The organism is Polyangium jinanense (assembly GCF_028435265.1).
Classification (GTDB): Bacteria; Myxococcota_A; Polyangia; order Polyangiales; family Polyangiaceae; genus Polyangium; species Polyangium jinanense.
Genome location: NZ_JAGTJK010000124.1, coordinates 1 through 10,922 on the forward strand (window position 1 = coordinate 1; position 10,922 = coordinate 10,922).

10 protein-coding genes are annotated in these 10,922 nt (G+C 68.8%); 3 read left to right on the forward strand and 7 right to left on the reverse strand.

Features of this window, described 5'->3' with window-relative positions; genetic code table 11:
• Positions 1-109 precede the first annotated feature (109 nt).
• The 3 genes from KEG38_RS54375 to KEG38_RS54385 all read right to left on the reverse strand — a co-directional run bounded on the left by KEG38_RS54375 (position 110) and on the right by KEG38_RS54385 (position 3,078).
• Positions 110-1,075 carry a TIR domain-containing protein gene (locus tag KEG38_RS54375; protein WP_272429102.1) on the reverse strand — a complete coding sequence of 322 codons (966 nt, stop codon included), beginning with the start codon at positions 1,073-1,075 and terminating at the stop codon, positions 110-112.
• A gap of 122 nt (positions 1,076-1,197) precedes the next feature.
• Positions 1,198-2,382, reverse strand: a complete 1,185-nt coding sequence (locus KEG38_RS54380; protein ID WP_272429104.1) for a PAS domain-containing protein — start codon at positions 2,380-2,382, stop codon at positions 1,198-1,200.
• Between the two features lie 72 nt (positions 2,383-2,454).
• The gene (locus tag KEG38_RS54385; RefSeq protein WP_272429105.1) at positions 2,455-3,078 is read right to left on the reverse strand and encodes a nuclear transport factor 2 family protein; all 624 of its coding nucleotides are present in this window, start codon (positions 3,076-3,078) and stop codon (positions 2,455-2,457) included.
• Positions 3,079-3,464: 386 nt separating this feature from the next.
• Here KEG38_RS54385 and KEG38_RS54390 point away from each other — a divergent pair, with 386 nt between their 5' ends.
• A complete protein-coding gene (locus KEG38_RS54390; protein ID WP_272429106.1) occupies positions 3,465-3,632 on the forward strand; it encodes a hypothetical protein in 168 nt (55 codons plus the stop codon).
• On the opposite strand, the gene KEG38_RS54395 is transcribed toward KEG38_RS54390, so the two are convergent.
• The 3 genes from KEG38_RS54395 to KEG38_RS54405 all read right to left on the reverse strand — a co-directional run bounded on the left by KEG38_RS54395 (position 3,621) and on the right by KEG38_RS54405 (position 8,087).
• Positions 3,621-4,403 (reverse strand): DUF3025 domain-containing protein, encoded by a 783-nt coding sequence (locus tag KEG38_RS54395; RefSeq protein WP_272429107.1) that lies wholly within the window; start codon positions 4,401-4,403, stop codon positions 3,621-3,623. The two genes, KEG38_RS54390 and KEG38_RS54395, sit on opposite strands and share 12 nt — an antisense overlap.
• A 360-nt stretch (positions 4,404-4,763) precedes the next feature.
• Positions 4,764-7,091: a glutamine--tRNA ligase/YqeY domain fusion protein gene (locus KEG38_RS54400; protein WP_272429109.1), complete on the reverse strand. Its 2,328-nt coding sequence runs from the start codon at positions 7,089-7,091 to the stop codon at positions 4,764-4,766.
• A 78-nt stretch (positions 7,092-7,169) separates the two neighbouring features.
• Positions 7,170-8,087 (reverse strand): alpha/beta fold hydrolase, encoded by a 918-nt coding sequence (locus KEG38_RS54405; RefSeq protein ID WP_272429110.1) that lies wholly within the window; start codon positions 8,085-8,087, stop codon positions 7,170-7,172.
• 129 nt (positions 8,088-8,216) lie between these two features.
• Here KEG38_RS54405 and KEG38_RS54410 point away from each other — a divergent pair, with 129 nt between their 5' ends.
• Complete coding sequence (locus KEG38_RS54410) at positions 8,217-9,044, forward strand: N-acetylmuramoyl-L-alanine amidase family protein (protein WP_272429112.1); 828 nt, start codon at positions 8,217-8,219, stop codon at positions 9,042-9,044.
• Between the two features lie 109 nt (positions 9,045-9,153).
• Positions 9,154-9,687 (forward strand): hypothetical protein, encoded by a 534-nt coding sequence (locus tag KEG38_RS54415; RefSeq protein WP_272429114.1) that lies wholly within the window; start codon positions 9,154-9,156, stop codon positions 9,685-9,687.
• A gap of 3 nt (positions 9,688-9,690) precedes the next feature.
• Here the strand turns inward: KEG38_RS54415 and fabG are convergent, their stop codons facing one another.
• Positions 9,691-10,428, reverse strand: a complete 738-nt coding sequence (fabG, locus tag KEG38_RS54420) for a 3-oxoacyl-ACP reductase FabG (RefSeq protein ID WP_272429115.1) — start codon at positions 10,426-10,428, stop codon at positions 9,691-9,693.
• Positions 10,429-10,922: the final 494 nt, after the last annotated feature.

Here is a 10,922-nt window from a genome sequence, read left to right on the forward strand (position 1 = left end):
GAGAAACCGCGCATCGCGCGGTTTCTCGGCCCTCGGTCCAGGCCGTGCCTGGTCCGGGGTGCAGGGGGCGGACAGCCCCCTGCTGGGGTGCGGGGCAACGCCCCGCGTCTCAGTGCTTGGCGCTCGCGAGCACCTCGGCGGCGCGGAAGAACTCCTCCGCCCAGACAGGCAGCTCCCGCGGGGCGCGCTGTCGGACGAGCCGGATGGGCTGCGCGATCCGCGCGACGGTGTCTGGCAGCAGCTCCCGGTCCGCCCAGCCGAGGAACCACACGCCCTCCAGCCGATCCGATGCGACCGCCCGGAGGAGGACCCGACCCTCGATGTCCCGCTGCATCCAGCGGAAGTGGCCGGAGAACACCCCTTCGCGGAGCTTCCATCCGAAAAACTCGCCGGTGAGCCGGGTCGCGCCGCGGAATGCATAAGGCGCGCGCATCTCGCCGCCGATCATCCGTACGACGAGGGTGGTATCGTCTGCCTCGTCTCGCCAGACCCCCTCGACGAGGTCGGCCTCGATCGACTCGCCCGGCTTGTCCTCGACCTGGAGGGCTCGCTCGATGAGGCTCCGCGCGTCGAGGAGGTGCGCCTCGGCCACGGCCTTCGTCGGGCTCGCGCTTTTTTGGCGGGAGAGCCGTGCGAGACGCGCGGTGCGCCCTTCGAGCCCGCCTCGGAGGAGCGACAGGATCTCGGCCAGCGGCGATTCGAGCTTGCCGGCTCCGAACGTCGCCGTTCGCAGGTGAGCAAGGTCCGGCGGGAGGTCGAGTGGGACGTCCCGGGAATGGACGAGGAGCATGCGGCTGCGGCCGAGAAGACCCGCGAACAGCCCGATCTGGAAGAGGGTGCTATCGCGCGGACGATTGCGCCCCTCGGCTGCCTCGCTCGAAAGATCGGCGGGCCCGAGCACGAGGACGGCGTAATTGAACTGGGGTGCGGCCTGAACGAGCTTCTCCAGGGCGAAGGCGCCCTGCGTCCAGAGGGTGCAATCTGCATCCTCGGCGAGGCCGAGCTTGAGCTCGCGGGCCACGGGCAGCCCGTCGAGGGAAGCACCGATGAAGATGCGGGGGCGACGGTTCGGCATGGGATTCCTCGTTCCGGGCCTCGAAGACGAGGCGCGGACGGGTTAGGGGAAAGACCCATGATGCTCGGCCGCATCCGGCTGTCAATGTGCGGATGCGGCCCCCCGAAACCCGGCCGCCCGTGTCACCTCGGGCGCGCCGCTTTGCCGTCCACGCGCCGCGCGCCGCTGCCTCGCATGCATACCTGGATGGCCTCGCGCAGGTTCCGGAGCGTCGTCACGCCCTCGAACCCGCTCCCGAGGCACAGAATGAACGTCTGCGCCAGGGCTGGCCGGATCCCTGTGACGAGGCCCTCGGCGCCGAGGAGCCGGATGGCCCGGAGGATCCGCGAGAGCCGCTCTGCCGTCCCCTCGTCCACGGCCTCCACCCCGGTCAGGTCCAGGATCACGAACCGCGCCCCGTGCGCCACGACTGCGTCGAGCAGCCGCGCCGTCATGTCGTCCGCGCGCGCCTGATCGACCTCGCCCATCACGGGGAGCGCGAGCACGTCGTCCCATACCTGGATGATTGGCACCGAGAGTGCGTGAATCTCCGACCGCTGCTTCTCGATGATCGCGATCTTTTCCTCGAGCTCGATCTCGCGGCGCTTGTAGTCGTCGATGTCCTGAAAGGCCCCGATGACCCGCGTGACCTTGCCGTTCTCCATGATCGCCATGCCCGAGGTGCGCACCCAGAGCCGACGACCCTTCGCCGTGATGATCTGCAATTGCAGATCGTAAGGTGTGCCCTCGCGGGCGCACGCCTCGAAGGCCGCCCCGATGATCGGCTGATGTTCGGGCGTGTAAAACGACACGTCGACGTTCGGATCGAACCCGACGGGCAGCTCGTGAATCCGGTACGTCTCCTCGGTCCAGTATTGGGTCGACGTCGCGAGATCGACGTCCCAGCCCCCGACCCGGCCCGTCACCTGCATCTTTTGGAGCAGATCCCGCCGCCTCTTCCATTCGTCCACGGGCTCCTGCGTCTCGACCTCGATCCCGGTCCCGTAGACCTTCCCGCCGAGGCGGCGCAGCAAAAACAGGAGCCTCCGATGGCTCAGGTCCCGGTTCACGAACCTCGCATTGAGCTTGAGCTCTGCAGAGTCCCCGCTCGAACGCAGGAACGCGTGAAACGGCGCGACGTCCTCGGGGACCACGAGCTTGGCGAAGTCCTCGCCCCCGAGTGACGATTCGGTATACCCGAGCGTGCTCCGAAACACCTCGTTCGTGCGAATCAGGCGCCCATCGGCCCGGAGCACACAAAGGAGGTCCCGCGACGTCTGAAAGAAGAATTCATACTGCAGGCCGTGCTCATCTTGAGAAAGAGACATGAAAGGAACCCTCGTCCGTGCGCGCCGTGAACCGCGGTCTCGCAGCGACCCGCCCCCCCGGGTCCTCCTTCGTCAGGGCGACTCGAGGCGCAGGAACGTCTGGAGGTGCAGCGTGCGCTTGGCGATCTTCCAGCCGTGCGGCGTTCGAACAACGATATCGTCGTACCAGCCGTGCGCGACTTCGACGGAGCTGTTCGGCTCGAGGACGTGCGTCGCCTGGAGGTACGTCTTCATCGTCCCCGTGTTGCCTTGCACCCGGATGACGACGTTGCCGTTCAGGTGCTGCGTCGAGACGTAACCCGCCGTGACGAACTCGTGCTGCGCGACGTCGGCCCATTCCGAGGGACCGGAGGTCAGGCTGGGGGGGCCGTTCGGATCGTCGCCGGGGTAATACGCCGCGACGATGGCGTTCGGCGTGAAGCATTGCTGATAAAGGGCCCGCCCTCCCTCGAGATCGCCTCGCCCGATGGTGTCGGTCGCTTCGGCATAGCAGTAGGTCAGCTTCTCGATCTCCGCCTCGTCGGCGAGGCGCTGCAGCGCGGCGGGAACGCCGCCCTGGGGAATTCCACCCCCGGGAGGTCCACCCTCGGCGGGCTTGGCCGCACCGAGCGCGCTCGCCGCAATTGCACCCGCGCATGCCGCGGCTCCAATGCGACCCCAAGAAGCCCGTGAACCCGGTCGGTTGTTCTGCTGCATTGTGAACCTCCTCGAACTTCCTACGCTAGAGTGCGTCCGTGCGGCTGGTCAAGGCTCCTGCGGAAGACGAGGAAGGAGCGGATGCTGCAGCACAGCGCAAAGGGAAGCAGGAGCGGCAAGGCGACCACCCCGAGGTTCTGTCGACAGCACGTCAAAATGATGACGATGCCCCCGTGCTCCGATCGATGGCGCGCCGAGGTGATGGCGATGCCCCTCGTGTCCGGTCGACAGCGCGTGAGGATGATGCCGATGCCTCCGATGCCCGATCGACAGCACGTGGGGGGTGATGCCGATGCCTCCGATGCCCGATCGACAGCACGTGGGGGGTGATGCCGATGCCTCCGATGCCCGATCGATCGCACACCGGGGTGATCGGGATGCCTCCGATGCCCGATCGATCGCACACCGGGGTGATCGGGATGCCTCCGATGCCCGATCGATCGCACACCGGGGTGATCGGGATGCCTCCGATGCCCGATCGATCGCACACCGGGGTGATCGAGCTCGAGCTCTCCCCCGAAGAGCTCGCCGCCTGGCTCTCCTCAAAGAACTGACGCCCCACAAAGCACCCGCTCGTCGAGCGGCAAGCTCCGGAACGTCTCCGGCTGCGAGAACGTCCCCGGAGTCGTGATGCGCTCCGCAAGGCGCGCATCCGCAAGCCGGATGCAGGCATCCCCCTCGGTCGGCAATGGACCAGGGCAGGGGAGCAGGGCCACCATCGCCCATATCGACGGCCGTTCGTCCGGCAAGAGGCTCTCGTACAGGGCATGGCCAAAGACGAGGGCCACAGCGCTTCCTTCGGAAATCTCGTTTTGCACGGCCGATACGTCCCGCGCCTCGAGCGCCGCCGCGATCACGGGAGCGCGCTCCTCGACGGCAAGCAAGAGCAAGCTGCCCTCATCGAGCAGTGCGAGCCCGTCCTGCTCACGCGTGCGTCGATCCGGCAGCGCCCGCGGCGCATCGCCAAGCCGCGCCGAAAGCGCCCGGTGCTGCCGGGCGTGCAGCGCGCGCTTGCTCGCCGGGAACGTGGCCCAGACGAGCGCATTCAGGAAGTCGTGCCAGCTCGCAGCACGCGTCGGCACCCACCCCTCGACGTGAATGCGGGCATCGTAAAGCGAGGACAGGTCGACCGGCGCGCGGCTGCGGCCCCGGCGACGAGGACGCGGCGGCTGCAAGCGAAAGTGGACGCCCGCAGCCTCGGAGAGCGCCTCGTCCACAGCCTCGACCGGCGGCCAGGCGAGCGTCTCTTCAAAGCGCGCGGCCATGTCCCGGATGGGCCAGTAAAGGGTGCTCTTCCGGAAGAACCGCGGATCCCAGGCGATCACGCGCCCCAGCGTAGACCGCCGCGCGGCATCCGCGCTAGCCTGGTGGCGCAGCGCTGGGGCGTTGCCCCAGGCCCCACCAGGGGCTGTCCGCCCCTGGACCCGGACCAGCGCAAGCGCTGGACTCGGGGTCGATGAACTGCGCGATGCGCAGTTCATCGAACAGGCCGGGTCAAGACCGGCGAGCGACGCTGCCCATGAAGACGGCCTCAACCGGCAACGTTGTCTGCGGTCTTGCCACCGGCCTGTGGGAAGAACTGCGCATCGCGCAGTTCTTCCCCCTGAGGTCCAGGGCTTGCCCTGGTTCGGGTCGAGGGGCGAACAGCCCCCGCGGGGCCCGGGGCAGAGCCCCGGCGCGGCGGCTCAGCCGAGCTTCTTCTGGAGAAGCTCGTTCACGCGCTCGGCGTTTGCCTTGCCGCCGGACGCCTTCATCACCTTGCCGACGAAGAAGCCGAGGAGTTTGGTGTTGCCCTCCTTGTAGCGCTTCACTTCGTTCGGGCTCTCGGCGAGGACCTTGTCCACGATCGGCTCGAGTGCGGAGGCGTCTGAGACCTGGCGCATGCCCTTTCGCTCGACGATTGCGCGCGGGCTCTCGCCGCTCGTGAGCATCTCGGAGAGGACCTCCTTCGCGATCGTGGGCGTGATCGTCCGGTCGTCGATGAGCGCGGCGAGCTCGCCGAGCGCGGAGCCACCGAACGGGAGCGCGCTCGGCTTCTTGCCGTCGAGCTTGCGGGCGAGCTCGTTCACGACGAGGCTTGCCACCGTCTTCGGGCCCGGATGCGCTGCGACTGCCTGCTCGTAGAAGGCGCGCAGAGCTGCGTCCTCGGCGAGGACGATTGCGTCCTCGCGGCCGAGCCCCCGGGACTCGAGCCCCTCGGCGATTGCCCGCGCCTCCGGCGAGAGTTTTCCGAGGCGCTCCTCCGGGCTCGTCTTCACGATGGCCTTCGGCTCGTCGGCCTTTTTTGCCCGTGGCGCCTCCTGCTTCGGCTCGGCGATCTTCGCCCAGGAGTCCTTGAGCGAGACCGTGCGATTGAAGACGGGCGCGCCGGGCTTCGAGTCGATCGGGTCGACGAAGAAGAAGCCTTGGCGCTCGAACTGGAAATGCTTTCCGCCCTCGGCCGAGGCGAGGCTCGGCTCGACGACTGCGCCCGGGATCACCACGAGCGATTCGGGGTTCAGCCCCGCCTTCCAGTCCTGGCCTTCCTCCACGAGATCCGGCCGTTCGTCGCGGAAGAGCCGGTCGTAGAGGCGCACCTCGGCCCTCCGCGCGTGCGCCGCGCTCACCCAGTGCAGCGTGCCCTTCACCTTCTTGCCGGCCTGGGCCGCGCCCTCGCGCGTCTCCGGATCGTACGTGCAGCGAATCTCGGTCACCTCGCCCGTGGCGGGATCCCGCACGACGTCCTTGCACGTCACGATGTACGCATACCGCAGCCGCACCTCGCGGCCCGGCGCGAGGCGGAACCACTTGTCCGGCGGATCGAGGGTAAAATCGTCGCGCTCGATGAAGACCTCGCGCGAGAACGGGATTTTCCTCGTGCCGCCCTTGCCGGGCTCGTCCGGGAAGAGCGGCGCCTCGAACTCCTCGACCTTGCCTTCGGGGTAGTTCTCGATGACCACCTTGATCGGACGGAGCACGGCCATCACGCGGCCGGCGCGGCGATCGAGGTCGGCGCGGATGCAGGACTCGAACTTCTCGACCTCGACGGTGCTGTTCGTCTTGGCGACGCCGATCTCCTCGCAGAAGGCGCGCAGGGAGTCGGGCGTGATGCCGCGGCGGCGCATGCCCGCGAGCGTCGGCATGCGTGGATCGTCCCAGCCGCGCACGAGCCCGCCTTTCACGAGCTCGAGCAGCTTGCGCTTGCTCATCACGGTGTACGTGATGTTCAGGCGCGCGAACTCGTATTGGCGCGGCCGCGCGGGCACGTCGACGTTCTCCACGAACCAGTCGTAGAGCGCGCGGTTGTTGTCGAACTCGAGCGTGCAGATCGAGTGCGTGATGCCCTCGATCGCATCCGAGAGGCTGTGCGCGAAATCGTAGAGCGGGTAGATGCACCAGGCGTCGCCCGTCCGGTAGTGATGCGCCCGCTTGATGCGGTACATCGGCCAGTCGCGCATCTTCATGTTGGGCGAGGCGAGGTCGCCCTTCATCCGGACCACGTGTGCGCCCTCGGCGAACTCGCCCTTGCGCATGCGCTCGAAGAGGTCGAGGTTCTCCTCGATCGAGCGGTCGCGGTAGGGGCTCGGCTTGCCCGGCTCGTTCACCGTGCCGCGATACTCGCGGATCTCGGCCTCGCTCAGGCTGTCGACGTACGCCTTGCCCTTCTTGATGAGCTCCACCGCGAACTGGTAGAGGCGCTCGAAATAGTCGGACGCGTAAAACAGCTTGTCGCCCCAGTCGAAGCCGAGCCAGCGGACGTCGCGCTGGATGTTCTCGACGTACTCGACGTCCTCCGTCGTGGGGTTCGTGTCGTCCATGCGCAGGTGGCAGACACCGCCGAACTCGCGGGCGAGGCCGAAGTTCGTGCAGATGGCCTTCGCATGGCCGATGTGGAGGTAGCCGTTCGGCTCGGGCGGGAAGCGGGTCACCACCTTGGTGTGGCGCCCCTTCTCGAGGTCCTCGCTGATGATGGCCCGGATGAAGTTCTGGGCCGCGCTCTCTTCGCGCTCTTCCGGGCGCCTTGTCGTCGTCACGGTGGGCTCCTGAGGTGCGGCGCGGCGCTCGTGGCCGCTTCGCGGACGCGGGAACCTACTCCAGGAGGCGCATTCCGGCTAGCGCCGCTGGAGCCGCTCGATGACGTCCTCCACGGCCGCGGCGATCTCGTCGGGCACCTCCTCCTGGAGGAAGTGCCCCGCCTGGGTGGCCGTGACCGTCGCCCGGGGAAACGCCCGCTGGTGCCGCGCGAGGGCCTTGCCGAGGATCGGGTCGCGCTCGCCCCAAACGAGCGCGACGGGCCCGGAGAAACCGAGGATCCAGGCCTCGGCGCGCTGGAGCGCGGGGAGGCTCGGGTGATCGGGGCTGTCCGGGACCATACGCGCGAGGGCGAGGGGGCCGATGCGATCGGCGAGGCTGCGCAAGGGATAGGTGTAGGCGCGGGCGGTGGCGCCGCGGATGGAGCGGCGGTCGCCCTGGGCGATGGCGAGCAAGTTCTGGGGGAAGCCGAGGCCGCGGAAGACGACGTCGCTCAGGACGGGCACGCGGGCGAAGCGGTGGAACAAGGTGCCGCGCGGGCGCGCCGGGACGAGGACGGAGGTGTTGGCGAGGACGACGGCGGCGATGCGGTCGGGCACGAGCGAGCTGGCGAGGACGCCGATCGGCCCGCCCCAGTCCTGCCCGACGAGGACGAGGTCGCGCAGGTCGAGGGCCGTGACGAGCTCGGCGATGGCGGCGGCGTGGCGCTCGATGGAGTGGTCTTCGAGGCGGGCGAGTCTGTCGGAGAGTCCGAACCCGAGCAAGTCGGGCGCAATACAGCGTAGCTCGGGCAGGCCCGCGATGACCTTGCGCCAGAGGAATGACCAGGTGGGGTTGCCGTGGACGAAGAGCGCCGGGCGGGCCCGCTCCGGCCCGTGGTCGACGAAATGCACGAGCTTGCCGGCGTCTTCGCCGTGTTCGAGGCGGTAGGCGCGGCGGCGCAGGGGCATGTCGGCGGCGAGGAAGCCGGGCAGGGGGGGCGGAGGCGCGAAGGGCATGAGGAGGCTCGGGCGCTGGGGCTCTCTCGAGCGATAGCCCGACGGATCCGCGAAAAGCAAGGGAAAGTGCGCGCCGGGAGGGGCGGCCACCTTGGCGCGGAGGGGCCGGCTCGGCTACGAACGGGGGGCGTGATCTCGCGTCGATCCCTGCTCCTCGGCCTCGCCGGCGCGGGCGCGGCTCTGGCCACGACGGCCGTCGCCCTGCACCGCGGCGGGCGCGCCACGCGGCTGCCCGATCCGTTCGGGCCGCTCGCGGTGCTGACGCCGCGGTTTCCAGCGGGCTTCGGGATGCGGCGTGTCTTCGTGGATCCGGGACACGGAGCGGCGGGAAATCCCGGCAACCTCTCGTGTTTTTGCCGGGAGGAGCAAGACTTCTCGCTGGCCGCGGGCCGCGCGCTCGCCGCGGAGCTGCGGGCGACGGGGGCCTTCGACGTGCGCCTTGCCCGGGACGGCCCCGGTCCGGTCGAGTACCGCGCCCGCGTGGAGGATGCCGAGGCGTGGGGGGCCGACGTGTTCCTGAGCCTGCACTCGGACGTTCGAGGTCAAACGGGCGAGCGATGGAACCCCGAGCCCGGGCGGGAGTGCGTGGTGAACCTCGCGGCGCCGGGCTTCTCGGTGCTCTGGTCGGACGAGGGGGAGCCGAAGCTCGCGGAGGCGCGCCACGCGCTCGCGCGGGCCCTGGCGCGGCGAATGCGCGAGGCGGGGTTCTGGGCATACGGGGGCATCGAGTACGGCGACCTGTATGCCGTCGATCCCGAGCAGGCGGGGGTCTTCGTCGATCGGCACGCGCCGGAGCGTCGGATCTTCGTGCTGCGGCGGCCGAAGGTGCCCTCGGTGCTGGTGGAGACGCACCACGCGCTCGATCCGCGTGAGGCGAGGCTCTGGGACGAGCCGGCGACGCTCGTGTCCTTCGCCTCGGCGGTGGGGGCGGCGCTCGTGGACGTCCTGGGTTTCTAGGAACGCCCTTTACGGCGCCGATGACGCTGGATGCTCGGTACGCCGGTTGCCCGTGTCTGGGCCGGCGCCTCGGTGTGTGCACCGGAATGGCATGTGGAAAGGACGGAGGATGAATCGGCGGACGACCCTCGGGGTGGTGGCGGGGCTCGCAGGCGCGCTCGTGCTCGCGGGGGGAGACGCGCAGGCCGCGAAGAGCACCGCGACGTACGGGATGAGCGCGCCGGTCACGGGCTCGGTCGTCGACGCGTTCGGCAATGTGACAGGTCAGCTCGCAGGCACCGTGACGGTCGAGAGTTTTGCGGCGCAGAGCGGCCAGCTCGTCGCGAACGGGAAGATGACGGCGAGGCTCACCGACCTCGCGGGGAACGTGATGGGCACGGTGACGAACGTCGTGGTCGCGCAGGTCGCGACAATCACGCACGCGACCTGCACGATCCTGGAGCTCGAGCTCAATCCGCTCTCGCTCTCCGCTCTCGGCTTGCAGATCGATCTGAGCCGGGTCGTGCTCGTCCTGACCGCGAACGCTGGGGGCGGGCGCCTGGGTCAGCTCCTCTGCACGTTCGCCGATGCGCTCGGAGGGGGCGGCATGCCGCTCTCGCTCGCCGGCATGCTCAACGATGTGCTCTTGCTCTTCGCCCGGTAACGTTCACGTCCCGAGGACGAGGCCGCCGTTCACGTCGATGACGGCGCCGGTCATGTACGAGGCGTCGTCGCTCGCGAGGAAGGCGTAAACGGAGGCGATCTCGGCAGGGTCGCCGAGGCGCTTCAAGGGCGTCTGGCCCGCGATGGCGTCGAGGTTTTCCTTGGGGACCTTGCGGACCATGTCGGTGAGGATGAAGCCCGGGGCGACGGCGTTCACGCGGATGCCGGATCGGCCGAGCTCGCGGGCGAGGGTCTTGGTCAAACCGATCACGCCGGCCTTCGTGGCGACGTAGTTCGCCTGGCCGAAGTTACCGTAATGGGCGACGACGGAGGCCGCGTTCAAAATGACACCGCTCTTCTGATCTTTCATGAAGGCGGCGGCCATCTGACACAGCTTGAAGACGGCGGTGAGGTTGACGGCGATGACCTGATCCCAGTCCTCGGGCGAGAGCTTGGCGAGGCTCTTGTCGCGGGTGATGCCGGCGTTGTTGACGAGGACGTCGATGCCCTTCTTGTCGCGCACGGCCTGCTCCAGGGCGGCGAGGCCTTCAGGGCGCGAGACGTCGGCCGGGACGTAGGTCATTCGCTCGGGGAAGGCGGACGCGAGATCGGCGCGCTCGGCGGGCACGACGTCGTTCAGGATGAGCTCCGAGCCCTCCTCGTAGAACCGCGTCGCCGTGGCGCGACCAATGCCACTCGCCGCCCCCGTGATGAGCACCTTCTTGCCGGCCAATCCTCGCATCGCTATCGTCCTCCGTCATGCTGCGGCGCACAAGGGCCCGCGCAGAACAAGGCCCCGCCGCAAGCGCGAACCCGCAGCAGGGGAAAACAGGGGCTGAGCTGATCGATAGAGGATCGAGCAGCCAGTCGTGCCAGAGCTTAGGGTCGCGGAGGGAGACGCGTCAAGGGTTTTCATGTTGCGGCGCAACATGAAAACTCGAAGCGGCTTCGCTGGGGCGTTGCCCCAGACCCCACCCGGGGCTATCCGCCCCGGGACCCGGACCAGCGCAAGCGCTGGACTCGTGGTCGATGAACTGCGCGATGCGCAGTTCATCGAACAGGCCGATTCAAGACTGGCTGGTCTTGCCACGGGCCCGTGGAAGAACTGCGCACCGCGCAGTTCTTCCCAAATGGTCCAGGGCTTGCCCGGGTTCGGGTCGAGGGGCGAACAGCCCCCGCGGGGCCCGGGGCAGCGCCCCGGCGCAACGGCTGCCCGATGAGAGCCTTCCTCGCTCA